The following is a 26,751-nucleotide window of genomic DNA, read 5'->3' as shown; positions in this document are numbered from 1 at the left end:
CCCCGTATCGGCGCGCGCCCCTTGCAGTCGGGCGCGCGCCGCGCATGATCGGTCCCGGAACGGGAACGAGGACCGCATGCTCACTCTGGCCAGTTACAACCTGCACAAGTGCCGCGGCCTGACCGGCCCCCACGCCCCCGAACGCAACCTTGCCGTCATCCGCGAACTGGCCCCCGACATCATCGCCCTGCAAGAGGTGGACTTTCGCTTCGGCGTCCGCCCCGAGGCCCTTCCGCGGAAGCTGATCCTGTCCGAGACGGGCCTCGTGCCCGCGCGCATGTCCGGCACGACCGAAAGCAGCCTCGGCTGGCACGGCCAGACCATCCTGATGCGCCCCCACCTGGCCGAGATCGCGGTCGTCCGCCGCCTGCCCCTGCCGGGGCTGGAGCCGCGCGGCGCCGTCGCCCTGCGCCTGCCGGGGCTGACCGTGATCGGCGTGCATCTGGGGCTGGCGCGCAGGTCGCGCAGGCAGCAGCTGGCGCGGATCACGGCGCAGGCGGCCCGCATCGCCGAAGATCACATCGTGCTGATGGGCGATTTCAACGAATGGTCGGACGATCGCGGGCTGGAATCCCTTGCGGGCTTCCGCGTGCTGGCACCGGGACCGTCCTGGCCCGCGCCCCTGCCCCGGCTGCGGCTGGACCGCATGGCGATGTCGCGCAACCTCGAACTTCTGGACAGCGGGGTCTTCCACGAGGCGCGTGCGCGCGACGCGTCCGATCACCTGCCGATCTGGGCGCGGATCGCGGTGCCTTGAAATTGTCGCTTTTCGCTGCGGCAACGCGCCGCTATGAAGGCGCTAACATAGTTCTGAAGGAGGGGCACATGACCATCATCGTTGACATCTTCGCACGAGAGATCCTGGACAGCCGCGGCAACCCGACCGTCGAAGTCGACGTGACGCTGGAAGACGGCACCATGGGCCGCGCCGCCGTCCCCTCGGGTGCATCGACCGGAGCACATGAGGCGGTCGAGAAGCGCGATGGCGACAAGTCGCGCTACATGGGCAAGGGCGTTCTGGAAGCCGTCGCCGCCGTCAACGGCGAGATCGCCGAAGCCCTGATCGGCGAGGACGCGACCGAACAGCGTGCCATCGACGCGATGATGATCGAACTGGACGGCACCCCCAACAAGGGCCGCCTTGGCGCGAACGCGATCTTGGGCGTCTCGATGGCGGTGGCCAAGGCCGCGGCCGAGGCGACGTCGCAGCCGCTGTTCCGCTATATCGGCGGCACCTCGGCGCATGTGCTGCCCGTTCCGATGATGAACATCATCAACGGCGGCGAACATGCCGACAACCCGATCGACATCCAGGAATTCATGATCATGCCGGTCAGCGCGGAAAACATCCGCGAAGCCGTCCGCATGGGTTCGGAAATCTTCCACACGCTGAAAAAGGAACTCTCGGCGGCGGGCCTTTCCACCGGCATCGGCGACGAGGGCGGCTTCGCGCCGAACCTGTCGTCCACCCGTGACGCGCTGGACTTCATCCTGAAGGCTATCGAGAAGGCCGGCTACAAGCCCGGCGACGACATCATGCTGGCGCTGGACTGTGCCTCGACCGAGTATTTCAAGGACGGCAAGTACGAGATGAAGGGCGAGGGCCTGTCCCTGACCCCGGCCGAAAATGTCGACTATTTGGCCTCGCTCTGCGCCGATTATCCGATCCTGTCGATCGAGGACGGCTGCTCGGAAGATGACTGGGAAGGCTGGAAGCTGCTGACCGACCGCCTTGGCGACAAGGTCCAGTTGGTCGGCGACGACCTGTTCGTCACCAACCCGACCCGTCTGGCCGACGGCATCGAGCAGGGCTGCGCCAACAGCCTGCTGGTCAAGGTCAACCAGATCGGCACCCTGTCGGAAACGCTGGACGCCGTGCGCATGGCCGACCGTGCGGGCTTCACCAGCGTCATGTCCCACCGTTCCGGTGAGACCGAGGACGCGACCATCGCCGATCTGGCCGTCGCCACGAACTGCGGTCAGATCAAGACCGGCTCGCTGGCGCGTTCGGACCGGCTGGCGAAATACAACCAGCTGATCCGCATCGAGGAAATGCTGGGTGCGACCGCGAAATACGCGGGTCGTTCGATCCTTCGCTGAGATGACGGGCGGCCCCTCCGGGGGCCGTCCTCATTCCGGGCCGATATCGGGCCCTCCGATCGCCAGCTGCGCGATCGTCGCCAGCGCCTCGGCCAGGCGCGCACGTTCCTGACGACAATTGAGCGAGATCCGCACCGCTTCGGGGGCGTCGCCGCGACCGACGCGGAAATCGGATGCCGGGCGAACGATCACGCCCGATGCGGCCGCACGCGCGACGAAATCGTCCGCCTTCCAGCGTTCCGGCAGCGGCAGCCACAGGATGGGCACGCCCGGCTGCGACACCGCGCCCAGGGCGCCCAGCATGTCCAGTGCCAGCCAGCGCCGATCCTCGACCTCGACCAGCACCTGATGGGCCATGCGCGCGGCCTCTCCGCCCTCGATCAGGCGATGGACCAGCGACATGATCGGCAGGGCGATCCCCATATGGCTGTGCTGGGCGGCGATGCGGCTGGTCGCGCCCATGCCCTCGGGGCAGATCATCATGCCGAAACGCAGGCCGGCGGCGATCACCTTGGACAGGCTTGCGACGTGCCAGACGCGTTCCGGGGCCAGCATCCGCAGCGTCGGCAGCGCGTCGTTCGGGCTGCTGGGGGCGTAGCACTCGTCCTCGACGATCTGCAGGTCGTGACGGCGGGCGATGGCGACGATCTGCGCGCGCCGTTCATGGCCCATCGCGGCCAGCGTCGGGTTCTGGGCCGAGGGTGTCAGGCAGACCAGCCGCGCACCTGTTTCACGCGCGACCCGTTCAAGGTCCGCGGGGATCATGCCCTGATCGTCCATCGCGACGGGCAGCGTCTCGGTCCGCATCAGGCGCGCGGCGTGGACGATCCCCGGATAGGTCAGGGATTCCACCATCACCTTGGCGGGGCGGTCGGTCAGCGCGATCGACATCACCAGCGTGATCGCGTGCTGCCCGCCATTCGTCAGCACCAGGTCGTCTGCCGTGATGCTGCCCACCGGGCGCTGCGCCAGCCAGTCGACCAGAACCTCGCGGCAGGCCAGATCGCGCGTCAGCTGGGTATAGTCCAGGATATCCTCGTCCAGCCCGGCGACAGCCTCGCACATGATGCGGCTGATGACCTCGGGCTGGCCCATGTCGGGCAGCCGGGGCACACGCAGATCCGCGATCTCGGCCCCGCGTTCGCCCTGATCGACGGCCTCGTACAGCAGCGGCTGCGGCGCGGGCCGGTCGGAAGGCGGCGCCGCGATGAAGCTGCCACGGCCGACATGGCTTTCGACCACGCCCTCGGTCGCGGCCAGCTGATAGGCGCGCGCGACGGTTCCGGTGGTGACCTTCAGCCGCCAAGCGAGGTCGCGCATGGGCGGCAGCCGCGTTCCGGGGGCCAGCTCGCCCGAGCGTGCGGCCTCGCGCAGCGCATTCGCAAGGGCCCTGAACTTGGGGCCCGGATGACGCGAAAGGTCGGGGTCCCAGTCCTCGATGCGCATGCCCTTGCCTATCCTTTGATCAGTGCCCGAACGACAGTAATGCGACAGCCTGACCGGCACAATCGAAACCGCCACGCAATATGCGACAAACCCATGCGATAACGGCGGAATATTCGTACGCCGCTGCGTCATTCACCCTCGACAGGGCGGCAAGGCGGACTAAACTGCGGGCACGGAGGGGCGGAAAACAGGCCGCGAAGGGCCACGCCCGCAGAGGAGGAAAACACATGAAAGATCAGAAGAAGCTGGACCGCCGGTCCTTCCTGACGACCGCATCGGTCGGCGGTGCCACCGCGGCGGCGGGCAGCGTGCTTGCAGCGCCCGCCATCGCGCAGGAGGCACCTCAGGTGACCTGGCGCCTGGCATCGTCCTTCCCCAAGTCGCTGGACACGATCTATGGCGGGGCCGAGGATCTGTCGACGCGCCTGAACGAGGCGACTGACGGCAAGTTCAACATCCAGGTCTTCTCGGCCGGCGAGATCGTTCCGGGGCTGGACGCGATCAACGCGACGACCGACGGCACGGTCGAATGCTCTCATTCGGTGGGCTACTACAACTGGGGCAAGGACCCGGCATTCGCCTGCGGTGCCGACCTGCCCTTCACGCTGTCGGCACGCGCCAAGGCGGCCTACAACTATCACGGCGGCGGGATCGAGCAGTACAACACCTTCCTCGAACAGCACAACCTCGTGGCCTATCCGGGCGGGAACACCGGCGCGCAGATGGGTGGCTGGTACCGCAAGGAAATCAACGGGCTGGCAGACATGCAGGGCCTGAAGATGCGCATCTCGGGCCTTGCGGGCCGTGTGATGGAGAAGATGGGCGTCGTGCCGCAGCAGATCGCGGGCGGCGACATCTATCCCTCGCTCGAACGCGGGACGATCGACGCGGCGGAATGGGTCGGCCCCTATGACGACAGCAAGCTGGGCTTCCAGAAGGTCGCGCCCTACTACTACTATCCCGGTTTCTGGGAAGGTGGCCCGACGGTCAGCTTCTTCGTCAACAAGGGCAAGTGGGACGAGCTTCCCGACAGCTACAAGTCGCTGTTCCGCACGGCCTGCCAGGCGACGGACCAGAACATGCTGGCGAAGTACGACATGAAGAACCCCGCCGCCCTGAAGGAGCTGGTCGCCACCGGCGCGCAGCTGCGTTCCTTCAACGAAGAGGTTCTGACCGCCGCGTTCAACGCCGCACAAGAGGTCTATGCCGAGATCTCGGCCGAGAACGAGTCCTTCAAGACCCAGTACGAGGCGATGCTCGGCTATCGCGACGAATGGTACCTGTACCAGCAGACGACCGAATACACCTTCGACACCTTCATGATGATCCAGCAGCGCAACGGCGCACTGGCCAGCGAAGGCTGATCGAAGCCATATCGGTGGAAATGCGAAGGGCCGGCGGATCGCCGGCCCTTCTTCTTTTGCTCAGTTCCCCGAAAGGCCCGGGGGCGGACCCCCGAACCCGAGGCCAATGCCGCCCGACTGGGGCTGCGCGGGTTCCGGCGTCTCGGCGGGCGCGCTGTCGAAGGGCGAACCGCCCCCCAACCCGCCAAGCGAACCGAAGCCGCCCGACTGCCCATCGCCAAGTCCGCCACCAAGACCGCCGCCGAAGCCACCGCCCATCGGGATCTCGATCTTGACATCGGACACGTCCACGACCGGCCCCTTGTAGTGCATGACCATCGCCGGGAAGGCGATCACCGCGGCGATCATCAGGATCTGCAGCAGCACGAAGGGCACCGCCCCGCGATAGATGTCCAGCGTCGTCACCGCCGACATGGTCCGCCCCGTGACGTGATCCTGATAGGGCTCGCGCGGCGCGACCGATCGCAGATAGAACAGCGCGAAGCCCACCGGCGGCGTCAGGAACGAGGTCTGCATCGTCACCGCAAGGATGACGCCAAACCACACCAGGTCGATCTCCAGCGCGTTGGCGGCGGGGATCAGCAGGGGCACGATCACGAAGGCCAGTTCGAAGAAGTCGAGGAAGAAGGCCAGGAAGAAGATGATCGCGCAGACGGCGATGAGGAAGCCGTATTCGCCCCCCGGCAGCGCCGTCAGCAGGTCGCGCACCCAGATATGGCCGTTGATCGAATAGTAGGTCAGCGAGAAGACCGTTGCCCCGATCAGGATGAACATGACGAAGGCCGACAGCTTGACCGTCGACATCAGCGCCTGATCGACCACCTTGAAGGACAGCCGCCCCTTCAGCGCCGCCAGGATCAGCGCGCCGGTCGCACCCATCGCGCCGCCCTCGGTCGGGGTGGCGATGCCCAGGAAGATCGTGCCGAGCACCAGGAAGACCAGCGCCAGCGGCGGGATCATCACGATGATGACCTGCCGCGTCATGGGCGACAGCAGCCCCGTGCGCAGGCGTTCGTCGGCCAGCGCGATCAGCAGCATCACGACGACGGTCAGCGCCGCGGCCCAGATCTGGCTGTCATCGCCAAGGCCGGGGCCCATGAACCGCTGCGTCACCCAGTAGATCCCGACCGAGGCAAGGATCGCGCCAAGCAGCGACCAGCCGCCGGAGCCAAGCTGGCGTGCCTCGGGGGGCAGCGCGGGCATGGCCTTCGGACGCAGGATGGTCAGCACCAGGACGTAGATCATGTAGATCGCGACCAGCGCCAGCGCGGGCAGCATGGCCGCGCGATACATGTCGCCGACCGAGCGGCCCAGCTGGTCGGCCAGCACGATCAGCACCAGGCTGGGCGGGATGATCTGCGCCAGCGTCCCGGATGCCGTGATGACACCCGTCGCCACGCGCTTGTCATAGCCATAGCGCATCATGATCGGCAGAGAGATCAGCCCCATCGAGATGACCGATGCCGCGACCACGCCGGTCGTGGCGGCCAGAAGCGCGCCGACCAGGATCACCGCATAGGCAAGGCCACCGCGGACCGGCCCGAACAGCTGGCCGATCGTGTCCAGAAGCTCCTCGGCCATGCGAGAGCGTTCGAGCACGATCCCCATGAAGGTGAAGAACGGAATGGCCAGCAGCGTGTCGTTCCGCATGACGCCGAAGACCCGGTCGCCTAGCGCGCCCAGCAGGTTCCAGCCCAGGTTCACCTGGTCCGACAGCGGCGTCAGGAACACCCCGAAGAAGAAGAACAGCAGGCCGTTCGCCGCCAGCGCGAAGGCGATGGGGTATCCGAACAGCAGGAACACGACCATCGAGAAGAACATGATGGGCGCAAGATTATGCGCGATGAGGTCGATCACTTGCGGTCCTCCGGCAGGTCGTCGAAGCCCTTGGCCATCAGCTCGGCCTCGTGCAGCGCGCTGTCATGGGGCGAGGTGTGGGGATGGGGGTCGTCGATCAGGCCGCGCATGACGGCGACCTTCTTCACGATCTCGGACAGGCCCTGGATGAACAGCAGCACGAAGCCCGCCAGCAGGATCGCCCGCGCGGGCCAGATCAGCAGGCCGCCCGCGTTCATCGAGATCTCGTTCTCGACGATGTTCTCGATCAGCTTGGGGGTGACGACCCAGATCATCAGCGCCGTGAAGGGCAGCAGGAACAGCAGCGTCCCGATCAGGTCGATCCAGTGCTGCGCCCGCCGCGACCAGCGGCCATAGATCACGTCGATGCGGATATGTTCGTTCTGCAGCAGCGTATAGGCCGAGGCCAGCATGAAGGCCGCCCCGAACAGGTACCACTGAAGCTCTAGCCAGGCGTTGGACGAGATGCTGAAGATCTTGCGCACGATCGCGTTGATCGCGCTGACGAGGATCGCCAGCAGGATCAACCACGCCACGCTGCGCCCGATCGCGGTCGTCATGCGGTCGATGCCGCGCGAAATGGCCAGTAGGCCGCCCATGATTTTACCCTCCCTCACGGCGGGGCATCAGGCGCCCCTCCCCGGTTCCCGCCGGGTTTTGTCTCCGTGGGGTTCGGTATGCTGCAAGCGATATGTCGCGGTCAAGATTCCCCTGCGTCAGGGAAGTGAAATCAGTGCCATCGCGCAAATTGCTGCAGTTTCCGCAAGAATCGCGGCGGCGCCCAGCACGTCGCCCGTGTGTCCGCCGACCATGCGGATGGCGCGGCGCGCGACGACCAGGGTGGCGATCAGCGCCGCGGCACCGGCCATCAGCGGCGCGGGCGCGACCAGCAGCGCGACACAGCCCAGCAGGATCGCCGCCAGCAGGTCGGGCACCTGCGGCCGGTCGGTGCCGTGCCCCAGGCCGTCGGCCCGCGCGGGGTGCATCAGGCGCAGCATCAGGACCGGCATCAGCCGCGCGACCCCGGCCGCGCCGACCAGCGCCGCGAAGGGCAGATGGGCCAGCGCCGCGATGCGGATCGCGGTCACGCAGATCAGCGCCATCGTCCCGAAGCTGCCGATCCGGCTGTCGCGCATGATCGCAAGGCGGGTTTCGCGGTCGCGGCCACCGGCGGCATCGGCGAAATCGGCCAGCGCGTCCTCGTGCAGCGCGCCGGTCAGCCATGCGGCCAGCCCGACCGCCAGCGCCGCCTGCAGCATCCCCGACCCGAAGATCAGGATCGGCAGCCCCGCGATCGCGCCGATCAGCATCCCCACCAGCGGAAAGGCCCACAGCGCGCTGCCAAGCGGCAGGACCTGCGCAGGCAGCAGCCAACCGACCGGCAGGCGGGTCAGGAACGCCACCGCCAGCAGCAATTGCCGCAGCCTAGCCAATGCCGGCCTCGGCAAAGGTCGCCATGCCGTCATGGCAGGCCAGCGCCGCGCGCAGGATGTTCAGCGCCAGCGCCGCCCCCGAGCCTTCGCCGAGACGCATGTCCAGCGACAGGATCGGCGGCATGCCAAGCGCCGCGATCAGGCGGCGGTGGCCGGGCTCGGCGCTCTCGTGTCCGATCAGGCAATGGGCCAGCGCATCGGGGTCGTCGCGCAGCAGGACCGAGGCTGCGGCGCAGCAGATGAACCCGTCGAGGATCACCGGGATGCGCAGGTCGCGCGCCCGCCGGATCGCCCCGCAGATGGCGGCCTGTTCACGCCCGCCGAATGCCGCAAGCGTGCCCGCCGTGTCGGTGGGCGCGTGGAGGGCAAGCCCCTCGGTCACGACGCGCATCTTCGCAGCCAGCTGATCGCCGACCGATCCGGTGCCCGGTCCGACCCAATCCTCGGCCCGGCCCCCGAAGCAGGTGGCGGCCAGCGCGGCGGCTATGGTCGAGTTGCCGATCCCCATCTCGCCCAGGATCAGGATGTCGGCATCCGCATCGACCGCATCCACGCCGCGGGCCATCGCGTCCGAAACCTCGGGGGCGGTCATGGCGGGACCTTGGGTGAAATCCGCCGTCGGCCGGTCCAGATCCAGCGCGACGACCGACAGATCGGCCCCCGCCGCGCGGCAAAGCTGATTGACCGCCGCGCCGCCCGCCTCGAAATTCGCGACCATCGCGGCCGTCACCTCGGGCGGGAAGGGCGTGATCCCCTGAGCCACCACGCCGTGGTTGCCCGCGAAGACCAGCGCCTGCGCCCTGTCGATCCGGGGTCGCCCGCGGCCCTGCCAGCCCGCCATGAACACGGCCAGATCCTCCAGCCGGCCAAGCGATCCCTGCGGCTTGGTCAGCTGATCCTGCCGGTCGCGGGCGGCCTTCGCGGCGCTGTCGTCAAAGAGGTTCATCCGGCAGATCCCTTCCCGGTTTCAGTCGCAGAGGCTGGCCGCTGACGGACATCCAGACCTCGTCCGCGATCTCGGCGACAAGCTGGTTCATCCGCCCGTGATCGTCGCGGAAACGACGCGCCAACGCGTTCCCGGGCACGATGCCCTGCCCCAGTTCGTTGGTCACGATGACGACAGGACAGCATTGCTGACGTAACGTCGCCAGCAGCGCGCTGAAATCCGCCGATCCTTCGCAGTTGGCCAGCCACAGGGTCAGGCAATCGATCAGACGCGGCCCCTGCCCGTCCGTCGCCCGCAGCGCGCCCGCAAGGTCGCGCGGTTCCTCGTGCAGCGACCAGCCGTCACCGCGACGTGATTGATGTTGAACTATTCTTTCGGTCATCTCGCCGTCGCGGGCCTCGGCCGTGGCGATATAGACGGGCGGCCCCGCATGGCGTGCGACCAGCCGTTCGGCCAGTGCCGATTTCCCCGACCGCGCGCCGCCGGTGACCAGCGTGATGAATCCGTTTCCGCTCATGACAGGCATCCATTCCACAGCCGCGCCCGCTTGGGAAGCGTCAAAGCCGCTTGCCAGTTTTTGCACTATCGGTAACTTCGCGCCATTCCGGCGCATCAGACGCCGAACTTCAACTTGGAGGAGATGGGATGACCAAGCTTTTCACGACGACCGCCCTGCTGGCGGCGCTGTCGCTTCCCGCCTATGCCGTCGAGGTCGCCGAGGGCGACACCCTGGCCGAGAACCAGACCTATACCTACTGGCTGCTGGACGCGATCAAGTCGCTGGACCCGGCCAAGAACACCGATGTCGAGGGCTCGGACGTGCTGCGTTCGCTGTTCGAGGGGCTGATGAACGAGGATGCCGCGGGCAACATGATCCCCGGCGTCGCCGAAAGCCACGAGATCAGCGAGGATCAGCTGACCTACACCTTCACGCTGCGCGACGCGAACTGGTCGAACGGCGATCCGGTGACGGCGGGCGATTTCGTCTATGCCTGGCAGCGCGTGGTGAACCCGGAGACGGCCTCGGAATACGCCTGGTATATCGAGCTGATGAACATCGAGAACGCGACGCAGATCATCGCGGGTGATGCCACCCCCGACCAGCTGGGCGTCCGCGCGATCGACGACAAGACGCTGGAAGTGAAGCTGACCACGCCGACCCCCTATTTCCTGAACACGCTGTCGCATGCCACCACCTATCCGGTGCCGCAGGCCGTGGTCGAGGAACATGGCGACGCCTGGACCCAGCCCGCGAACCTGGTAGGCAACGGCGCCTTCACGCTGGCCAGCCACAACCTGGGCGTCGATATCGTCCTGAACAAGAACCCCGAATACTGGGATGCCGACAACGTCGTGATGGAGACCGTCCGCGGCGTCACCGTCAACGACAACAACGTCGCGCTGACCCGTTACCAGGCGGGCGAGCTGGACCGCGTCCAGATCCCCGCAGGCCAGTTCCCGCGCCTGAAGGAAGAGTTCCCCGAACAGGCGGTCTCGGTCCCCTATGGCTGCTCCTATGCCTATGTGATGAACGTGTCCGACAAGGGCCCCGAGGCGCTGAAGGACGTCCGCGTGCGCCAGGCGCTGGCACTGGGCCTGAACCGCGAGGTCATCGTGGACCAGGTGCTGCAGGGCGGCCAGGAACCCAGCTACAGCTGGACGCACTGGGCGATCAACGGCTTCGCGGCACCCGAGGGCGGCATGAAGGACATGCCCATGCCCGAACGCCAGGAGAAGGCCAAGGAGCTGCTGGCCGAGGCCGGTTACGGTCCCGACAACCCGCTGAAGCTGTCGCTGCAGTACAATACCGATGACAGCCACCGCCTGCTGGCCATCGCCGCCCAGCAGTTCTGGCGCCCCCTGGGCATCGAGATCGAGCTGAACAACGTCGAGTGGAAGGTCCACACCGACCGCCTGCAGAGCCAGGACTTCGAACTCGCCCGCTATGCGTGGTGTGCCGACTACAACGAGGCGTCGACCTTCCTCGACTGGTTCCGCACCGACGGCTACAACAGCGGCAAGTGGTCGAACGAGGAATACGACCAGCTTCTGGCCGAGGCCCGCACCGCCGAGGACACCACGCCGCTGTACCAGCGCGCCGAGGAGATCCTGGCCGAGGAGGCGCCCGCCGTCTTCGTCTATCACTATGCCAAGGTCGACATGATCAACCCGGCGATCAAGGGTCTCCCGCGCGAGAACCTTCTGAACACCTGGTATGCCAAGGATCTGTATCGCGCGGCCGAATAAGCCACGCCTGACCCTTGTTGCGGGGCCGGGGCGGGTAATGACCTGCCCCGGCCCCTTCGGATTTAATGCCGCAGGAAAGGCCCCCTTGCGATGATCGCATTCGTCTTGCGACGCCTGGCGGTGGCAATACCCACGTTGCTTCTGCTTATCGTCTTCTCCTTCGCCCTGATGCACCTGGCACCGGGCGGCCCCTTCACCGCCGAACGCGCGCTGCCGCCGCAGGTGCTTGCAAATCTCGAGGCCAAGTACGGTCTGAACGATCCGCTGTGGAAGCAGATCTGGAACTATCTCTATGGCATCGTGGTCCATTTCGACTTCGGACCCAGCTTCGTCTATCCCGACCGCACGGTGAACCAGCTGATCGCCGCGGGCTTTCCCGTGACGCTGACCTATGGCGCGCTGTCCTTCGTGGCCGCCGTCGTCGTGGGCGTATCCTTGGGCGCGGTCGCGGCCATCCGCCAGAACAGCTGGGTGGACTATCTTGCGGTCGGCATCTCGATCGGGGCGCAGGTGCTGCCGAACTTCGTCATGGCGCCGCTTCTGGTGCTGGTCCTGACGCTCTGGTACGGGCTGCTGCCGGGCGGGGGCTGGTCCTTCAGCGATCCCAGCTTCTGGATCATGCCGGTGATCGCGCTGGCGACCAGCTACATGGCGTCCATCGCGCGGATCACGCGATCCGCCATGCTGGAGGTGCTGGGCTCGAACCACATCCGCACCGCACGCGCCAAGGGGATGCCCGAACACCGCGTCATCCTGCGCCACGCGCTGAAGCCCGCGCTGCTGCCCGTCATCAGCTACCTGGGGCCGGTCTTCGTGTCGATGATCACCGGGTCGGTCGTGATCGACATCTATTTCTCGACCGGGGGGATCGGGAAGGCCTTCGTGGATTCCGCGCTGAACCGCGACTATGCGGTCATGATGGGCGTGACGATCCTGGTGGGCTCGCTGACCATTCTCTTCAATCTCATCGTCGACGTGCTTTATGCATGGATCGACCCGAAGATCAGGTACTGACGCCATGGTCATCGATCAACACAAGATGCAATCCCTGTCCGACCGCATGGTCGAGCACGAGGTGAAGGGCCGCAGCCCCTGGGCCGATGCCCGCAAGCGGTTCCTGCGCAACAAGGCCGCGATGCTGGGCCTGACGATCCTGGTACTGGTGGCGATCTTCGCGGCCATCGGCGGCCAGTTCGCCCAATGGTCGAACGAAGAGCTGGACTTTGCCGTCATGGGCCAGGTGGCGCAGGCGGGGCAGCCCTCGATCGCCAGCGGGCATTACTTCGGCACGGACAACCTGGGGCGCGATCTCTATGCCCGCGTCGTGCAGGGCACGCAGGTCAGCCTGATGGTGGGCGTCGTGGGCGCGGCCATCGCGGTGATCGTCGGCACGCTCTATGGTGCGACGGCGGGCTATGTGGGCGGACGCACCGACCAGCTGATGATGCGGACGGTCGATATCCTGATGTCGATCCCCTACATGTTCGTGCTGATCCTGCTGCTGGTGATGTTCGGGCGGTCGATGTCGATGCTGTTCCTGGGCATCGGCCTGATTTCCTGGCTGGACATGAGCCGCATCGTCCGCGGCCAGACGCTGAGCCTGAAGAACCGAGAGTTCATCGAGGCCGCCCGCGCCACCGGCGTGCCGGGCTGGAAGATCATCATCCGCCATATCGTGCCGAACCTGCTGGGCGTCGTCGCGGTCTATGCGACGCTGCTGGTGCCGCTGATGATCCTGACCGAAAGCTTCATCAGCTTCCTCGGGCTGGGCGTGCAGGAGCCGCTGACCAGCTGGGGCGCGCTGATTTCCGAAGGCGCAGGGACGATGAACTACGGGACGCTGTGGCAGCTTGCCTTCCCGCTGTTCTTCTTCGTCGTCACGCTGTTCGGCTTCTTCTTCGTGGGCGACGGCCTGCGCGACGCACTCGATCCGAAGGACCGCTGAGATGAGCCTTCTGAAAATCCGTGACCTTTCGGTCCGCTTCCAGACCAACGACGCCGAGGTGCGCGCGGTCAACGACGTCAACCTGGATGTCGCCCCGGGCGAGACCCTGGGCATCGTCGGGGAATCCGGCAGCGGCAAGTCGCAGCTGTCCTTCGCGCTGATGGGGCTGCTGGCCAAGAACGGTCGCGCGACCGGCAGCGTGACCTTCGACGGGCAGGAAATCCTGAATGCCCCGCCCAAGGTGCTGAACCGCATCCGGGCCGAGAAGATCGCCATGATCTTCCAGGATCCGATGACCTCGCTGAACCCCTATATGCGGGTGTCCGACCAGATGGCCGAGGTGCTGACCCTGCACAAGGGCATGTCCAAGCGTCAGGCCGTGGCCGAGGCCGTGGCGATGCTGGACGCGGTCAAGATCCCCGATGCGAAGGGGCGCGTGCGGCTCTATCCGCACGAGTTCAGCGGGGGGATGCGCCAGCGGGTGATGATCGCCATGGCGCTGCTGTGCAGGCCCAGCCTGCTGATCGCGGACGAGCCGACGACCGCGCTGGACGTGACGGTGCAGGCGCAGATCATGACGCTGCTGGCCGATCTGCAGCGCGAATTCGGCATGGCGATGATCCTGATCACCCATGACCTGGGCGTCGTGGCGGGATCGTGCGAGCGTGTCGCCGTCATGTATGGCGGCCGCATCCGCGAGACGGGGCCCGTGGGCCCGCTGTTCGCCGAGGCGGCGCATCCCTATACCCAGGGGCTGCTGGACGCGATCCCCCGCGTCGATCAGGACGAGGACGAGCTGCGCGCCATCCCCGGCCAGCCCCCCAACATGAGCCGCCCGCCCAAGGGCTGCGCCTTCGCGCCGCGCTGCCCCTATCGGCGGCCCGATTGCGATGTCGTCGACCCGCCGCTGGAAGGGTTCGCCCCCGACCGCATGCGGGCCTGCCTTGCGCCCGTCCCCGAGGTTCTGGACCGCCGCATCGCCACCACCCAACAGAAGGAGACCCTCGCATGAGCGATCTTCTGAACGTGCGCGATCTGCGCGTCACCTTCCAGATCCGCCGCGAAGGCGACATGCCCTGGGCCAAGCCGCGCGAACTGCACGCCGTGTCGGGCGTCGATTTCACCCTGAAACCCGGTGAGACGCTTGGTGTAGTGGGCGAATCGGGTTGCGGCAAGTCCACGCTGGCGCGCGCGCTGATCGGGCTTGCGCCCGCGACGGGACGGGCCGAATGGATCGACGGCAAGGACCTGCTGGCCATGACGCCGCGCCAGATGATGCGCTATCGCAGCGACATCCAGATGGTGTTCCAGGACCCGCTGGCCAGCCTCAACCCGCGCATGACCGTGGGCCAGATCATCGCGGAACCCCTGCGCACGCATCGCCCCGGCCTGCGCGCCTTCGAGGTCAAGGAACGCGTCAAGGCGATGATGGAGAAGGTCGGCCTGCTGCCGAACCAGATCAACCGCTATCCCCACGAATTCAGCGGCGGGCAGTGCCAGCGCATCGGCATCGCCCGCGCCCTGATCGTGGAGCCGAAGCTGATCATCTGCGACGAGCCGGTCAGCGCGCTGGACGTGTCGATCCAGGCGCAGGTCATCAACCTGCTGATCCGCCTGCAGAAGGAACTGGGTCTGGCGCTGGTCTTCATCGCCCACGACCTGTCGGTGGTCAAACATATCAGCGACCGGGTGATGGTCCTGTATCTTGGCAAGGTGATGGAGACGGGCCCCGTCGCCGCGCTCTATGACGATCCGCAGCACCCCTATACGCAGGCGCTGCTGTCGGCGGTGCCGGTTCCCGATCCGAAGGTCCAGACCGCAAGGACGATCGTGCCGCTGACGGGCGACCTGCCCTCGCCCATGGCGCCGCCCTCGGGCTGCGTCTTCCGCACGCGCTGCCCGCGCGCCACGGATCGCTGCGCCGCCGAGGTGCCCGCGCTGATGGGCAACGACCACGCGACCGCCTGCCACTTCCCCGGCCCCCTGACCGAGGCCGAGATCGCGCGCGCCCGCGGAGAGGCCGCCTGACGCGAGAACGCCCGCCATGCGACAAGCGTGGCGGGTGATCCATCGGCGATGGACATGAACCGGGCATCTGGGGGAAGATGGTACCGCCTCCCCGGCTCGAACGGGGGACCTCTAGATCCACAATCTAGCGCTCTAACCAACTGAGCTAAGGCGGCACTGCGCGGGTCTTTAGCCCTGTCACGAGATGGTTGCAAGCCCTCCTTGCCCGGAAAATGACGTTCGGATACAGAAAGTTCTTCCAAGCGAAAGGACAGGCCATGGGTATCAACAGCGAAAGCGAAGTTTCGACCAATCTGCAGGTCGGCCCGACGGATCAGGGGATGGTCCGCATCTACATCCAGGGCGACGGAATCGACCTTCCGATGGATTTCGACCCCGAGGAAGCGACCGAGATCGCCGAGGAACTGATGGCCGCCGTCGAGGCCGCCCAGCTGATGAGCGGCAAGGGCGCTAAGAAACCGAAGCGCTGATCCCCTCGGGATCGGTCAGCCCCTGAAGGCGCAGCGCCGCGGCGCGTGCGAAATCGCGCTGCACCTTGGTGCGGCGCGCGGGCGCCAGCTTCGCCTCGGGCGCCATGCGGATGATCTCGGCGCCGAATCCGTCGGCCATGATCAGGCCGGTATCCTCGGGCAGCAGCTCGGTCGGGAAATCGCGATCCACCGCCCAGAAATAGCGGTCGCACCAGTCGAGATAGCCCTGCCACTTGCGGTCGGACCGGAAATCGGCGCGTCCGCTCTTGCATTCGACGATCCACAATTCGCCCTTGGGGCCGAGGCTGATCACGTCGACGCGCAGCCCGCGAACGGGCGCGAACTCGGTCAGGACGGCGTGGTCCAGGCTGCGCAGCAGGCGGCCCGTCCCGCGGGCAAGCCGCTGCCCCGGCATCGCGGGCATCGTCTGGTCAATCTGCATGCAGAAACCCTAGAACAAACCGGCAACGCCCGCAACCCGCCTTGCGGCGATCCCCCGCCACGGCTAGCGTCCGCCCGCCGGGACGTGCCCGGCCTACTATCAGGAGAACAGGATGACCGACATCCAGCGTTTCGAGACCGGCCAGCGCATGAGCCAGGCGGTCGTGGCCAACGGCTTCGTCTTTCTTGCGGGCCAGGTCGGCGAACCCGGCACCTCGGTGACCGATCAGACCAAGGCGATCCTGTCGCAGATCGACGAGCTGCTGGCGAATGCAGGCACCGACAAGACCAAGATCGTCTCGGCCCAGATCTGGGTGGCCGACATGTCCGATTTCGCGGAAATGAACGCCGTCTGGGACGCGTGGGTCCCGCAGGGTCACGCACCCGCGCGCGCGACCGGCGAATCGGCGCTGGCGACCCCCGACTACAAGGTCGAGATCATCGTCACCGCGGTCCTGTGATCGCCTGAATGACCGAGTGCGCCGCGCGAAGGCCCGGCGCCTCACCCCCCTTGCCCAAACGGTCCATGGTCAGATCCATCGCGTCCAGCTGGGCATTGCGGGCCTTCGGATCCTCGAGCGCGGCCTGAAGCGCCTCGGCCAGAGGTCCGGGCTGACACCGCCCCCCAAGGAATTCCGGCACCACGCGGGTTTCGCTGACTAGGTTCACCAGGGTCACCGTATCCGTGCGCAGCAGCATCCCCACGATCAGGCGCGACAGCGGCGCCATGTCATAGCCGATCACCATCGGCACCCGGTGCGCGGCCAGCTCCAGGCTGACCGTTCCCGACGCCGCAAGCGCCAGGTCGGCCGCCGCGAAGGCCGCGCGCTTCTCCTGCCGCTCCTCGATGACGATGGGGGCGGTCGGCCAGCGGCGGGTCATGTCGCGCACCATGCCGGCGACACCGGGCACGGTCGGCAGCACCACGCGGATCTCGGGGACACGGTCGCGGAGGCGCATCAGCGCCTCGTCAAAGCGGGCGCCCAGGCGCGTGACCTCGGACCTGCGAGAGCCTGGCAGGCACAGCACCACCGGCGCGTCGGGTGCGATCCCGTGGCGGCTGCGGAACAGCTGCGCATCGTCGGGGCCAGCGACATTCCAGGTGGCGACCGGATGGCCCACGAAATCGCAGGTCATGCCGGCAGCCTGCATCAGCGGGGGTTCGAACGGCAGGATGGCCAGAACGTGGTCCACGACCTTGGCCATCTTGGCCGCGCGGCCCGCGCGCCATGCCCAGACCGAGGGCGCGACGTAATGGACGACGCGCATGTCCGGACGCGCCTCCTTGACCAGCCGCGCCACGCGCAGACAGAAATCGGGGCTGTCGATGGTGATCAGCACATCCGCGCCGCTGTCCAGAACGGCCTGCGCCGTCTCCGAGATCCGCCGCCGGAGGTGACGGTATTTCGGCAGGACCTCCCAGATGCCCATCAGGCTCAGCTCGTCCATGGGGAAGATGCTGTCGATGCCGCGGGCGGTCATGCCCTGCCCGCCGATGCCGATGAACTGCGCGTCCGGGTCCAGCTGTGCCAGCCCCTCCATCAGCGCCTCGCCCAGCTGGTCGCCCGAGGCCTCGCCCGCGATCAGAAAGTAACGCATCTCGTCCGCCCTGCTGCCTTCGCCTTCATGAATGGACCAGCCCGGCGGACCCGGGCCAGCCCCTCAGCCCTGATGGCCGTCAAAGGGACCGGCCGACCACAGGAAGATGCCTGCGGCTTCGGCACGGCGCACGGATTCGTCGCGATCCAGAAGGATCACCTTGCCCGCCTGCCACGCGATCCCGCCAAGACCGGCATCCGCCGCCTGGTCCACGGTGTCGGGACCGATGGTCGGCATGTCGATGCGCAGGTCCTGCCCGGGCTTGGGTGCCTTCCACAGCACGCCCCTTGCTCCGTCGGCGCGGGGGCGCAGATGCGCGTGCTGCCCTGCGAATTCCAGCATCGCCCGCGTTCCCGGAAGGCTCTCGATCGCAAGGCAAAGGCCCTGCGCGACGACCGCGCCCTGGCCTACATCCAGCGGCCCGAGGGTCTCGACGATCCGGGCGGCAAGCGACGCGTCGCGGCGGTCGAAGGTGCCGACCTCGCCCACGATCACACCCTCGGCAGGCGTCAGATCGGGCGCAATATCACTTGCAGAAGAGATGCTTAGATCATTTTCCTCGAAGATGTCAAGGACCGCGCGCAAGGCTGCATCATCGCCAGATTGCATCGCCGTCAGGATGCGCGGCACCAGCATCGCCGTGCGCTGATCGAAGCTTTCGGGATCGAGGCGCGGACGCTGGATCGCGCCTGCAAAGACCACGCGCTCGATCCGTTCCTGATGCAGGTGATCCAGGAAGGGGACCAGCCGTTCCAGCCGGAACGGCGTCGCCTGGATGCCATCGGGCTCGAACCCCTCCAGTGCATAGACCTGCGGATCGTCGATCGCGCGGGCAAGGATCGCCGGAAGCGCCCCCCGGCCCGCGATGATGGCCGTCCTGCTCATGCGGGGCGTGCCGGTGTCAGGAAGCTGCGATCCGAGGGGCCGAGGATGAAGTCGAGGACCTCACGCTCCATCGCGCCCATGTCCTGATCAGCACGGGCACGCGCGGTTTCGCGGAACGAACCCTGCGACAGCGTGGACAGCATGTCCCGCAATGCCGAGATATCCGCCCGCGTCGCGCCGCGGCGCTTGAGCCCGACCAGGTTCAAGCCGTCCAGGTGGCCGCGCGGCCCCTGCACCAGGCCGAAGGGGATCACGTCGGCGGTCACCATCGTCACCGCCCCGATCATCGCGCCCCGACCGATGCGCACCCATTGGTGGACACCCGACAGCCCGCCGACGATCACGTCGTCGCCCAGCACGCAATGCCCCGCGACCGATGCGTGGTTCACAAGGATCACGCGGTCGCCGATATGGCAGTCATGGGCGACATGGCTGCCCGCCATGAACAGCCCGTCATCGCCGATCACGGTGACGCCGCCACCGCCTTCGGTGCCGGGGTTCATGGTCACATGCTCGCGGATGCGGTTGCGCTTGCCGATCTCCAGCCGCGTGCGCTCGCCCTTGAACTTGAGGTCCTGCGGCACCTCCCCGATCGAGGCGAAGGGAAAGACGATGGTCTCCTCGTCGATCGAGGTGTTGCCGGTGACGACGACATGCGATTTCAGCACGACGCCGTCTGCCAGGCTGACCTCGGGGCCGACCACGCAGAACGGGCCGATCTCGACCCCCTGCCCGATGCGGGCGGCCGGATCGACCACCGCGCTTGGATGGATCAGATCAGCCATCGGCCTTCAACGCCATCATGGCCGTGAATTCCGCCGAGGCGCAGAGCTGGCCGTCGACCATCGCCTTGCCCTCGAACTTCCAGATCTTGCCGCCACCGCGCAGCGCGCGGCAATGCAGTTCCAGCACGTCGCCCGGAACCACCATGCGGCGGAACTTGCACTTGTCGATGCCCATGAAATAGGTCGCCAGCGGCTTGTCGATGATGTTCATGCTGACGCCGACGATCACCGCCGAGGTCTGGGCCATCGCCTCGATGATGGTGACGCCCGGCATGATCGGCTCGTCCGGGAAGTGGCCCTGGAAGTGCGGCTCGTTGTTGGTGACCATCTTGATGCCCACGCCGCTTTCATGGGCGACGATGTCGCGGACCTTGTCGATGAACAGGAAAGGATAGCGGTGCGGAATGATCCGCTTGATCAGCGACAGGTCCGCATGGGTCGTCGGGGCGGGATTGGGCGTGTCGTCAGCCATTTGCATTCCTTCGGGCGGTTTCGATCCGGTTACCAATCGGGGGGGCGGATGGCAAGCTTTACGCCATTCGCCCGCGTCGTCCTTCGGCCAGCCAACCCGTCAGGATCAGGCCGGAAATCAGCAGAAGCCACGCCCAGCCCGGCAGAAGCGGACGCCGTTCGAGGCCGGTCACGGTTGCGGCATCGCGCGGGGTGATCCCGATCCACGGCCCCCCAAGCGACTGCCCCGAGGCATTGCGACCGGGTCGCACCTGCCGCAGGTCAGGGATGCCGTCCGACAGGCGCGTGACGCTGCCGCCGGACGCCTCGATCAGCGGGGCCATCAGGGGCGCGTCGGCGACCGTTTCCTCGAATTCCTTCGGCGCGGCGGGACCAAGCGCCACGACGCGGCGCAGATCGCCCTCTTGCAGCAGATAGAGGCCGGGTTCATCCGCCCGCCAATCCGCGACGAAGCGGCCCGGCCCGTCGGGTGTCAGCGTCAGCTGCTGCTCCGATCCGTCGGGCAGCGTCAGCGTGACGGGGCCGACACCCTCGGACAGGCTGCGACGGATGATCCGCATGTCGAGGCCGTCGATTTCGGCCAGAAGGGTCTCTTCCTCCAGCTCGGGTTCCTTCATCGACCAATGCGCGATCCGGCGCAGCAATTCCTGCTGCGGCCCGCCGCCGTCGAAGCCGCGCCCCCACAGCCAGACCTGGTCGGACCCCAGCATCGCGACGCGCCCCTCGCCCACGCGGTCCATGACCAGAAGGGGGCGATCCTCGGTTCCGGTCATGACGACCTGAGCGTCGGGATCGGGTGTCATTTCGGCCATGCGCAGCCAGCGGCCCCAGTCGGGATCGGCCCCGCCCTGCGGCAGATCGGCGGTCACCGGATGGCGCAAGCCTTCGTCTGTCAGGCGCGGCTGGAAGGGCGTGTCGATGATCCGGCCCGTCGGCTCGGCCGGAAGGATCCGCCCGAGGGGCGAGAGGTTCAGGCTCTCGACCGAGGCCATCTCGGGGCCCGCCGCCACGAGGATCGCGCCGCCATCCTCGACATAGCGGGCGATGTTGTCGAAATACTGCTGCGGCAGGATCCCCCGGACGCGGTATCGGTCGAAGATGATCAGGTCGAAATCGTCGATCCGTTCGAGGAACAGCTCTCGTGTCGGGAAGGCGATCAGCGAAAGCTCGGTCACCGCGGCCCCGTCGAACTTGTCGGGCGGGCGCAGGATCGTGAAATGGATCAGATCGACGGAAGCGTCCGATTTCAACAGGTTGCGCCAGGTTCTTTCACCGGCATGCGGTTCACCGGAGACCAGCAGCACGCGAAGGCGGTCGCGCACCCCGTTGATGCTGATGGCCGCCGCGTTGTTGCGGTCGGTCAGTTCGCCATCGACGGCGTCGATGGCAAGGCGGATCACGTTCTGGCCCGCGTGGCGCAGCGTGACGGGCAGTTGCAGGCTGCTGTCCAGCGGCACGGCAAAGACCTGCTCGGTCTCTCCGTCGACCGAGATTCGCAGGGGCACGCTGCCCTGCTGCATGTCGACCGGGACGCGGCCCTGATCCTCGATCCGCAGGCTGATGCGGACCTCTTCGTCGATCAGTCCGAAGCCGGGGGATTCCTCGATCACCAGGCGGCGGTCCCAGTCGTCGGGCTGTCCGGTCAGCAGCACATGCGCGGGCGCGGGCAGGTCCGAGGGCAGCATCGACGGATCGTGCAGGCGGCCATCCGTGATCGCGATGACACCGGCCAGCCGCGACTCGGGTTCGGCGGCGACGGCGCGGGCGATGGACTGGCCCAGCATCGTGCCGTCCGGATCGTCGCCAAGCGTGACGCGGCGCAGCTCGGTCCCCGGAAGGGCCGCGATGCCCGCAGCGACGGCCTCGGCCGCGTCATCCGTCTGCTGCCGCCGCCTCGGCAGGCGCTGGCTGGCCGAGCGGTCCTCGATCAGGATCACGATATCGGATAGTCCCGCCCGCGTGCCGACCTCGATGGCCGGTCCGGCGATGGCCAGCGCGGCGGCAAGGCCCGCAAGCCCGCGCCACGCCCAGCCGCGCAGCCCGCGCCACAGCGCGAAGCCGGCCACGACGGCCGCCAGCCCCGCCAGCGCGGCGATAATCCACCAAGGCAGTGCCGGATCGAAGCGCAGTTCGGTCATCGACCCACCTCCTCGGCCCGCAATCTTTCAAGCAATGCGGGCACATGCACCTGATCGGACTTATAATTTCCGGTCAGGACATACATCATCAGGTTGATCCCGAAGCGCAGGGCGGTCTCGCGCTGTTCCTCGCCCTGCCAGCCCTGACCGATGGGGAACACCGGATAGCCGTCATCGTCGATAGCCCAGGCTTCGGCCCAGGAATTGCCGCCGATCACCACGGGCGTCACCCCGTCGTTCAGCCTGCGGAAGGGCGCATCCCCCGCATCCTGCACGGTGGGCGCGGCCTCGACCCACAGGGTGCCGCCCTGCCAGCGGCCCGGGAATTCGTCCAGAAGATAGAATGTGCGCGTCAGCACGTGGTCATCGGGGATCTGCGCCAGGGGCGGAATGTCCAGCGGTGCGGCCAGCCGCTGCAGCGCGTCCGACATGTCGGGGCCGCCGACACCCGACAGATCGCCGTCGCGCGTATCGAAGAGGATCATCCCGCCCGAACGCAGGAACGCGTTCAGCCGCAGATACGCCTGCGGCGACGGTGCGGGCTGATCCGCCGTGACCGGCCAATAGAGGAAGACCAGCGGCGCAAGGTCGTCGCGGTCCAGATCCACCGCGACAGGCTCTCCGGGCTCGACCGAGCTACGCTGCCGCAGGGCCGCCGTCAGGCCGCGCAGCCCTTGGAGAGAGGCCGTGTCGATCCCGTCATCGCCGGTCTGAACATAGGCGAGTGCAACCTCCTGCGCGGCGCGGACGATCTCGGGGTTGAGGTCCTGCGCATGGGCATCCGGCGCGGTCAGGAATGCCGCCAGCACCAGTGCGGCGACCTTGCCACCCCGCGAGATCCAGGCCGAGCCTGCCGCATCCAGCGCCATCAGCAGCGCGGAGAGGGCGATCAGGAACGCGGCCAGCGGACGGCCCTGCCCCCGATCCGCCGCCTCGACCGTCGCGCCAGGCCATTGGGCGGCCACCAGCGCGCGACCGGCGTTCAGCGCCTGCCTGCGCTCTCCGGCGGCATAGATGCCCGCAGGGCGCCCGAAGGCCGGTCCCTCGGACATCGCGCGATCCGCGACGGGCGCGATGCCCTCGGGGTCGTCAGCCACGCCGAACCCGTCGATGACCGAGGCTGCGGACCAGAAGCTGGGCCTCTCGGCGGTGGTATCGAGCTGCGAGGGTTGCGCACGTGCCGTATCGACCAGCCGCCCCAGCATCTGCGGAAAGAGACCCGAGAGCGGCAGGTTCGACCAATCGGGATTGGCGGTGACGTGGAACAGCACGACCTGCCCCTGCCCCAGCCGGCTGCGCGTCACCAGCGGCGTCGCATCGTCCAGCTGCGCGAGCACATGCTCGGCCAGGTCGGGGGCGGGCTGGGCCATCAGCTGCGCACGGACCGTCACCTCGGATGGCGGCGTCAGGCCCGCGAAGGGACCGTCGGGCGGAAAGGCCGCGATGGCGCGCGGCTCTCCCCAGCTGAGGGCGCCGCCGATGTCGCGACCGCCCTGCCGCATCGTCACCGGCAGCAGCGGCTCCTGCGCAAGACCGTCGAAGGCGGCCATGCGCGGCCCCGCGAAACGGATCAGCAGCCCGCCCGCATCGACCCATTCGGCAAGCTCTCCTATCTCGGCCAGCTGGACCTGATCGGCCAGGATGACCACATCGGGTGCGGCGTCCAGCACGTCGCCCAAGGCGCCCTCGACCAGATCGGCGTCGGGGGCCAGAGCCTCGCGGATATAGTGCATCTGGGACAGCAGTTCCTGCGCCTCGGCCTGGGCATCGGGCTGGCCGACCAGCGCGACCTTGCGCCGGCGCAGGCGGTCGTCGGTCAGCACGATGGCACCGGCATGGGACTGGCCGTCGATGACATAGCGCGTGATGCGGTTGCGCAGTTCGGGCTGCAGGTCGATGGGGACGCTGCGGGCACCGTCGGGCAAGGCATCGCCCGGCGTCAGGCGTGCCAGCTCGCGTTGCAGGCCCTGCGGATCGGGGCCGATGGCCAGAACTTCGGCATCCGAATTGTGCAAGAGCAGCGAGGGACCGCCATCCGCCCCGAGCGTCAGGCTGGGCGGCAGCCCCGCGGGCGGCACGACCGTCACCGGACCGCGATCCGCAAGGGCACGCAGCCAATCGGCGCGGGTCGCGTGATCCGCGCCATCGGTGATCCACAGCGTCTGGACGCGGTCCAGGCCGGACAGGATGGGCGCGGGATCACCCGGCAGCGCGGTCGGCCACGAGGCGGGACGCGCAGCGCGCAGTGCCGAAAGAAGGCTGTCGGCTGGTTGCAGGGTCAGGGGTTCGTCCCGGCCATCGGCCATCAGAAGGGCTGCGGGCCGACCCTCGGCCGCGGCATCCGCCAATGCGCGTTCGGCCCGCGCCTGCCGCCCCGACCAGTCGGGTGCCGCCTGCCAGCCCGCATCCATGACGACCAGCAGCGGCGCATCGCCGCGAACGGTCGCGGCAGGGCGCCAGATGGGCGCGGCAAAGGCCAGGATCAGCGCCGCGATCGCGGCAAGGCGCATCAGCAGCAGCCACCACGGCGTGCGCCGCGCGACGGGCGAGCGGTCGCGCAGGCCCTGCAGCAGCGCCACGCCCGGAAAGACGACGCGGCGCGGGGCGGGCGGCGTCGCGCGCAGGATCACCCACAGCACGGGCAGCCCGATCAGCGCGGTCAGAACCCATGGCGCGGCAAAGCCGAGCGGCCCCAGAAGCAGCATCAGCGCCCTCCGCCAAGCGCGGACCACAATGCGGCAAGCCGCGTGGCCGGATCTTCGTCGGTGACGTGGCAACCGCTCTGCCAACCGCGGCGGGCCGTCTGGTCGGCCAGCCATTCGCGGCGCTCGTTCAGGCGCGCAAGATACGCCTCGCGCAGGGACCCCGCATCGCGCGACAGGTGACGCTGCCCGCCGGCCATGTCACGGAAATCGACCGCGCCGTCGAAGGGGAAATGCGCCTCGTCGGGGTCGAGGATCTGCAGGGCGATCCCGCGCACCCCCATCCCCGCTGCATGGTCCAGAAACTCAGGCAGCCAGTCCGGATCGGTCAGGAAGTCCGAGATGAGGATGACCCGCCCCTGCGGGCGCAGCGCCGATGCCTGCGCCGCATCGCTTTGGGTATCGGCCAGAAGCGCCTCGGCCATGCGGTCGGCCTGAAGCCGCCCGGCCCGCGCGGGTTGCCCCAGCAGGGCGACCTTCTCTCCTCCGCGCAGAAGCAGCATCGACAGCGCCAGCGCGATCAGCCGCGCGCGCTGCAGCTTGCTGTCGCGCCCGTCGCCGGCATAGTGCATCCCCTGCCCGCCCGAGATCCAGATCGCCGCGCTCTGGGCCGTCTGGGCCTCGCGGTCGCGCACGAATTCCGCGTCCGAGCGGGCCGAGCGGCGCCAGTCGATGGCGCGCAGCCCGTCGCCCGAAGAGGCGGGGCGATATTGCCAGAAATCCTCGCCCGGACCGGCGCGGCGCAGGCCATGGGCACCGGGCGCGACCATCGCGGCCAGCCTTTCAGCCGCAAGGATCAGCGCGGGCAGATGGCCCGAGGCGGCCTCGGCCTCGGCCCGCAGCTGCGGTGCATCCTGGACGGTCGGTTGCCTCATGCCGCGTGACGGCCCCCGAAGCGGTCATCGACCAGCTGCGCGATGATGCCGTCCACGCTGTCGCCCCGCGCCCGCGCCGCAAAGCTGAGCGCCATGCGATGCCGCAGGACCGGCGCCGCCATTGCGGCCACGTCGTCGACCGTCGGGGCAAAGCGCCCGTTCAGCACCGCGCGCGCCCGCGTCACCAGCATCAGCGCCTGCGCGGCGCGCGGCCCCGGACCCCACAGCAGCGCATCGCGCACGAAGCCCGCGGCCTCGGGGGCCTCGGGACGGCACAGCCGCACCAGGTCCAGGATCGCCTCGACCACGGTTTCGCCCACGGGCATCTGGCGGATCAGGCGCTGCGCCGCGATCAGCTCGTCGGGGGTGAAGGCCGCATGGGCCGCGCCTTGCTCGACGCCGGTGGTGGCCAGCAGGATCTCTCGTTCCGTGTCGCGATCCGGGTATCCGACATCGACCTGCAGCAGGAACCGGTCCAGCTGGGCCTCGGGCAAGGGATAGGTGCCCTCCTGCTCGATCGGGTTCTGGGTGGCCAGCACGTGGAACGGCCGCCCGAGCGCGCGGTGCTGGCCGCTGACCGTCACCTCGCGTTCCTGCATCGCCTGAAGCAGCGCGGATTGCGTACGGGGGCTGGCGCGGTTGATCTCGTCGGCCATCAGAAGCTGGGTGAAGACCGGCCCCTCAATGAAGCGGAAGGCGCGGCTGCCGTCGGGCATCGTGTCCAGCACCTCGGACCCCAGGATGTCGGCGGGCATCAGGTCCGGCGTGAACTGGATGCGCTGGCTGTCCAGCCCCATCACCGTCGCCAGCGTGTCGACCAGCATCGTCTTGCCCAGGCCGGGCTGCCCGACCAGCAGTGCATGCCCCCCGGACAGGATCGCGGCCAGCACCTGCTCGACCACGTCGTGCTGGCCGACGAAGCGACGCTCGACGCTGGTGCGGGCCGAAACCATTTTATCGGTCAAAGACTTGACTTCCTGCACCAGAATATCGTCCGACATCATGACAAGGTCCTTCCG

General features: G+C 67.7%; 25 protein-coding genes and 1 tRNA gene. 10 read left to right on the top strand and 16 right to left on the bottom strand.

Translation table 11 applies throughout. The features are described from left to right. Positions 1 to 76 precede the first annotated feature (76 nt). Positions 77 to 757, top strand: coding sequence for an endonuclease/exonuclease/phosphatase family protein (locus tag F804_RS0110135; RefSeq protein ID WP_022707637.1), 681 nt, complete (start codon positions 77 to 79; stop codon positions 755 to 757). Between the two features lie 68 nt (positions 758 to 825). Then, complete coding sequence (gene eno, locus F804_RS0110130) at positions 826 to 2,100, top strand: phosphopyruvate hydratase (RefSeq protein WP_022707636.1); 1,275 nt, start codon at positions 826 to 828, stop codon at positions 2,098 to 2,100. A 30-nt stretch (positions 2,101 to 2,130) separates the two neighbouring features. On the opposite strand, the gene F804_RS0110125 is transcribed toward eno, so the two are convergent. Then, positions 2,131 to 3,546, bottom strand: a complete 1,416-nt coding sequence (locus F804_RS0110125; RefSeq protein WP_022707635.1) for an aminotransferase-like domain-containing protein — start codon at positions 3,544 to 3,546, stop codon at positions 2,131 to 2,133. Between the two features lie 245 nt (positions 3,547 to 3,791). Here F804_RS0110125 and F804_RS0110120 point away from each other — a divergent pair, with 245 nt between their 5' ends. Continuing rightward, a complete protein-coding gene (locus tag F804_RS0110120) occupies positions 3,792 to 4,910 on the top strand; it encodes a TRAP transporter substrate-binding protein (RefSeq protein WP_028725847.1) in 1,119 nt (372 codons plus the stop codon). 60 nt (positions 4,911 to 4,970) lie between these two features. Here F804_RS0110120 and F804_RS0110115 read toward each other — a convergent pair whose 3' ends face one another. The 5 genes from F804_RS0110115 to cobU form a co-directional block, all read right to left on the bottom strand. Beyond that, on the bottom strand, positions 4,971 to 6,767 hold the full coding sequence (locus F804_RS0110115) for a TRAP transporter large permease (RefSeq protein WP_022707633.1): 1,797 nt from the start codon (positions 6,765 to 6,767) through the stop codon (positions 4,971 to 4,973). Further along, positions 6,764 to 7,366 (bottom strand): TRAP transporter small permease subunit, encoded by a 603-nt coding sequence (locus F804_RS0110110; RefSeq protein WP_022707632.1) that lies wholly within the window; start codon positions 7,364 to 7,366, stop codon positions 6,764 to 6,766. Before F804_RS0110110 ends, F804_RS0110115 begins: the two co-directional genes overlap by 4 nt. A 117-nt stretch (positions 7,367 to 7,483) precedes the next feature. Next, positions 7,484 to 8,200 carry an adenosylcobinamide-GDP ribazoletransferase gene (gene cobS / locus F804_RS0110105; RefSeq protein WP_022707631.1) on the bottom strand — a complete coding sequence of 239 codons (717 nt, stop codon included), beginning with the start codon at positions 8,198 to 8,200 and terminating at the stop codon, positions 7,484 to 7,486. Then, entirely contained in the window at positions 8,193 to 9,146 is a 954-nt protein-coding gene (gene cobT, locus F804_RS0110100) for a nicotinate-nucleotide--dimethylbenzimidazole phosphoribosyltransferase (RefSeq protein ID WP_022707630.1), read from the bottom strand. The genes cobS and cobT overlap by 8 nt, the downstream gene beginning before the upstream one ends. After that, positions 9,133 to 9,663: a bifunctional adenosylcobinamide kinase/adenosylcobinamide-phosphate guanylyltransferase gene (gene cobU, locus F804_RS0110095; protein ID WP_022707629.1), complete on the bottom strand. Its 531-nt coding sequence runs from the start codon at positions 9,661 to 9,663 to the stop codon at positions 9,133 to 9,135. Before cobU ends, cobT begins: the two co-directional genes overlap by 14 nt. Before the next feature lie 128 nt (positions 9,664 to 9,791). Between cobU and F804_RS0110090 the strand changes: the two genes are divergently transcribed. The 5 genes from F804_RS0110090 (at position 9,792) to F804_RS0110070 (ending at position 15,366) form a co-directional block, all read left to right on the top strand. Beyond that, positions 9,792 to 11,393: a peptide ABC transporter substrate-binding protein gene (locus F804_RS0110090; RefSeq protein WP_022707628.1), complete on the top strand. Its 1,602-nt coding sequence runs from the start codon at positions 9,792 to 9,794 to the stop codon at positions 11,391 to 11,393. 90 nt (positions 11,394 to 11,483) lie between these two features. Further along, entirely contained in the window at positions 11,484 to 12,407 is a 924-nt protein-coding gene (oppB, locus tag F804_RS0110085; protein WP_022707627.1) for an oligopeptide ABC transporter permease OppB, read from the top strand. Positions 12,408 to 12,411: 4 nt separating this feature from the next. Continuing rightward, positions 12,412 to 13,338, top strand: a complete 927-nt coding sequence (locus tag F804_RS0110080) for an ABC transporter permease subunit (protein ID WP_022707626.1) — start codon at positions 12,412 to 12,414, stop codon at positions 13,336 to 13,338. A 1-nt stretch (position 13,339) separates the two neighbouring features. Further along, entirely contained in the window at positions 13,340 to 14,350 is a 1,011-nt protein-coding gene (locus F804_RS16210) for an oligopeptide/dipeptide ABC transporter ATP-binding protein (RefSeq protein WP_022707625.1), read from the top strand. After that, positions 14,347 to 15,366: an oligopeptide/dipeptide ABC transporter ATP-binding protein gene (locus F804_RS0110070; protein WP_022707624.1), complete on the top strand. Its 1,020-nt coding sequence runs from the start codon at positions 14,347 to 14,349 to the stop codon at positions 15,364 to 15,366. Before F804_RS16210 ends, F804_RS0110070 begins: the two co-directional genes overlap by 4 nt. A gap of 78 nt (positions 15,367 to 15,444) precedes the next feature. Here the strand turns inward: F804_RS0110070 and F804_RS0110065 are convergent. Next, positions 15,445 to 15,521, bottom strand: a tRNA-His gene (locus tag F804_RS0110065). A gap of 102 nt (positions 15,522 to 15,623) precedes the next feature. Here F804_RS0110065 and F804_RS0110060 point away from each other — a divergent pair. Beyond that, the gene (locus tag F804_RS0110060) at positions 15,624 to 15,836 is read left to right on the top strand and encodes a DUF6324 family protein (protein ID WP_022707623.1); all 213 of its coding nucleotides are present in this window, start codon (positions 15,624 to 15,626) and stop codon (positions 15,834 to 15,836) included. On the opposite strand, the gene F804_RS0110055 is transcribed toward F804_RS0110060, so the two are convergent. After that, positions 15,817 to 16,278, bottom strand: coding sequence for an MmcB family DNA repair protein (locus F804_RS0110055; RefSeq protein WP_022707622.1), 462 nt, complete (start codon positions 16,276 to 16,278; stop codon positions 15,817 to 15,819). The two genes, F804_RS0110060 and F804_RS0110055, sit on opposite strands and share 20 nt — an antisense overlap. A gap of 112 nt (positions 16,279 to 16,390) precedes the next feature. Between F804_RS0110055 and F804_RS0110050 the strand changes: the two genes are divergently transcribed. Beyond that, the gene (locus tag F804_RS0110050) at positions 16,391 to 16,738 is read left to right on the top strand and encodes a RidA family protein (RefSeq protein WP_022707621.1); all 348 of its coding nucleotides are present in this window, start codon (positions 16,391 to 16,393) and stop codon (positions 16,736 to 16,738) included. On the opposite strand, the gene lpxB is transcribed toward F804_RS0110050, so the two are convergent. From lpxB to F804_RS0110010, 8 genes are all read right to left on the bottom strand, one after another. Beyond that, positions 16,722 to 17,876 carry a lipid-A-disaccharide synthase gene (gene lpxB / locus F804_RS0110045; RefSeq protein WP_022707620.1) on the bottom strand — a complete coding sequence of 385 codons (1,155 nt, stop codon included), beginning with the start codon at positions 17,874 to 17,876 and terminating at the stop codon, positions 16,722 to 16,724. The two genes, F804_RS0110050 and lpxB, sit on opposite strands and share 17 nt — an antisense overlap. A 63-nt stretch (positions 17,877 to 17,939) precedes the next feature. After that, positions 17,940 to 18,761: an LpxI family protein gene (locus F804_RS0110040; protein WP_022707619.1), complete on the bottom strand. Its 822-nt coding sequence runs from the start codon at positions 18,759 to 18,761 to the stop codon at positions 17,940 to 17,942. Further along, a complete protein-coding gene (gene lpxA, locus F804_RS0110035) occupies positions 18,758 to 19,546 on the bottom strand; it encodes an acyl-ACP--UDP-N-acetylglucosamine O-acyltransferase (RefSeq protein ID WP_022707618.1) in 789 nt (262 codons plus the stop codon). The genes F804_RS0110040 and lpxA overlap by 4 nt, the downstream gene beginning before the upstream one ends. Further along, complete coding sequence (gene fabZ, locus F804_RS0110030) at positions 19,539 to 20,018, bottom strand: 3-hydroxyacyl-ACP dehydratase FabZ (RefSeq protein WP_022707617.1); 480 nt, start codon at positions 20,016 to 20,018, stop codon at positions 19,539 to 19,541. The genes lpxA and fabZ overlap by 8 nt, the downstream gene beginning before the upstream one ends. Positions 20,019 to 20,076: 58 nt before the next feature. Beyond that, entirely contained in the window at positions 20,077 to 22,155 is a 2,079-nt protein-coding gene (locus F804_RS0110025) for a membrane protein (RefSeq protein ID WP_022707616.1), read from the bottom strand. After that, the gene (locus tag F804_RS0110020) at positions 22,152 to 24,860 is read right to left on the bottom strand and encodes a DUF4159 domain-containing protein (RefSeq protein ID WP_022707615.1); all 2,709 of its coding nucleotides are present in this window, start codon (positions 24,858 to 24,860) and stop codon (positions 22,152 to 22,154) included. The genes F804_RS0110025 and F804_RS0110020 overlap by 4 nt, the downstream gene beginning before the upstream one ends. Next, the gene (locus tag F804_RS16205; protein ID WP_022707614.1) at positions 24,860 to 25,732 is read right to left on the bottom strand and encodes a DUF58 domain-containing protein; all 873 of its coding nucleotides are present in this window, start codon (positions 25,730 to 25,732) and stop codon (positions 24,860 to 24,862) included. Before F804_RS16205 ends, F804_RS0110020 begins: the two co-directional genes overlap by 1 nt. After that, entirely contained in the window at positions 25,729 to 26,736 is a 1,008-nt protein-coding gene (locus F804_RS0110010) for an AAA family ATPase (protein WP_022707613.1), read from the bottom strand. The genes F804_RS16205 and F804_RS0110010 overlap by 4 nt, the downstream gene beginning before the upstream one ends. Positions 26,737 to 26,751 lie beyond the last annotated feature (15 nt).

The organism is Paracoccus zeaxanthinifaciens ATCC 21588 (genome assembly GCF_000420145.1).
Classification (GTDB): Bacteria; Pseudomonadota; Alphaproteobacteria; order Rhodobacterales; family Rhodobacteraceae; genus Paracoccus; species Paracoccus zeaxanthinifaciens.
This window is presented reverse-complemented; position numbering and strand designations above follow the sequence as displayed.

Coding starts and splice junctions, on each gene's coding strand:
- F804_RS0110135 (WP_022707637.1), top strand. CDS start 77: ATGCTCACTCTGGCCAGTTACAACCTGCACAAGTGCCGCGGCCTGACC.
- eno (WP_022707636.1), top strand. CDS start 826: ATGACCATCATCGTTGACATCTTCGCACGAGAGATCCTGGACAGCCGC.
- F804_RS0110125 (WP_022707635.1), bottom strand. CDS start 3,546: ATGCGCATCGAGGACTGGGACCCCGACCTTTCGCGTCATCCGGGCCCC.
- F804_RS0110110 (WP_022707632.1), bottom strand. CDS start 7,366: ATGGGCGGCCTACTGGCCATTTCGCGCGGCATCGACCGCATGACGACC.
- cobT (WP_022707630.1), bottom strand. CDS start 9,146: ATGAACCTCTTTGACGACAGCGCCGCGAAGGCCGCCCGCGACCGGCAG.
- cobU (WP_022707629.1), bottom strand. CDS start 9,663: ATGAGCGGAAACGGATTCATCACGCTGGTCACCGGCGGCGCGCGGTCG.
- F804_RS0110090 (WP_022707628.1), top strand. CDS start 9,792: ATGACCAAGCTTTTCACGACGACCGCCCTGCTGGCGGCGCTGTCGCTT.
- oppB (WP_022707627.1), top strand. CDS start 11,484: ATGATCGCATTCGTCTTGCGACGCCTGGCGGTGGCAATACCCACGTTG.
- F804_RS0110080 (WP_022707626.1), top strand. CDS start 12,412: ATGGTCATCGATCAACACAAGATGCAATCCCTGTCCGACCGCATGGTC.
- F804_RS16210 (WP_022707625.1), top strand. CDS start 13,340: ATGAGCCTTCTGAAAATCCGTGACCTTTCGGTCCGCTTCCAGACCAAC.
- F804_RS0110070 (WP_022707624.1), top strand. CDS start 14,347: ATGAGCGATCTTCTGAACGTGCGCGATCTGCGCGTCACCTTCCAGATC.
- F804_RS0110060 (WP_022707623.1), top strand. CDS start 15,624: ATGGGTATCAACAGCGAAAGCGAAGTTTCGACCAATCTGCAGGTCGGC.
- F804_RS0110055 (WP_022707622.1), bottom strand. CDS start 16,278: ATGCAGATTGACCAGACGATGCCCGCGATGCCGGGGCAGCGGCTTGCC.
- F804_RS0110050 (WP_022707621.1), top strand. CDS start 16,391: ATGACCGACATCCAGCGTTTCGAGACCGGCCAGCGCATGAGCCAGGCG.
- lpxB (WP_022707620.1), bottom strand. CDS start 17,876: ATGCGTTACTTTCTGATCGCGGGCGAGGCCTCGGGCGACCAGCTGGGC.
- F804_RS0110040 (WP_022707619.1), bottom strand. CDS start 18,761: ATGAGCAGGACGGCCATCATCGCGGGCCGGGGGGCGCTTCCGGCGATC.
- lpxA (WP_022707618.1), bottom strand. CDS start 19,546: ATGGCTGATCTGATCCATCCAAGCGCGGTGGTCGATCCGGCCGCCCGC.
- fabZ (WP_022707617.1), bottom strand. CDS start 20,018: ATGGCTGACGACACGCCCAATCCCGCCCCGACGACCCATGCGGACCTG.
- F804_RS0110025 (WP_022707616.1), bottom strand. CDS start 22,155: ATGACCGAACTGCGCTTCGATCCGGCACTGCCTTGGTGGATTATCGCC.
- F804_RS0110020 (WP_022707615.1), bottom strand. CDS start 24,860: ATGCTGCTTCTGGGGCCGCTCGGCTTTGCCGCGCCATGGGTTCTGACC.
- F804_RS16205 (WP_022707614.1), bottom strand. CDS start 25,732: ATGAGGCAACCGACCGTCCAGGATGCACCGCAGCTGCGGGCCGAGGCC.
- F804_RS0110010 (WP_022707613.1), bottom strand. CDS start 26,736: ATGATGTCGGACGATATTCTGGTGCAGGAAGTCAAGTCTTTGACCGAT.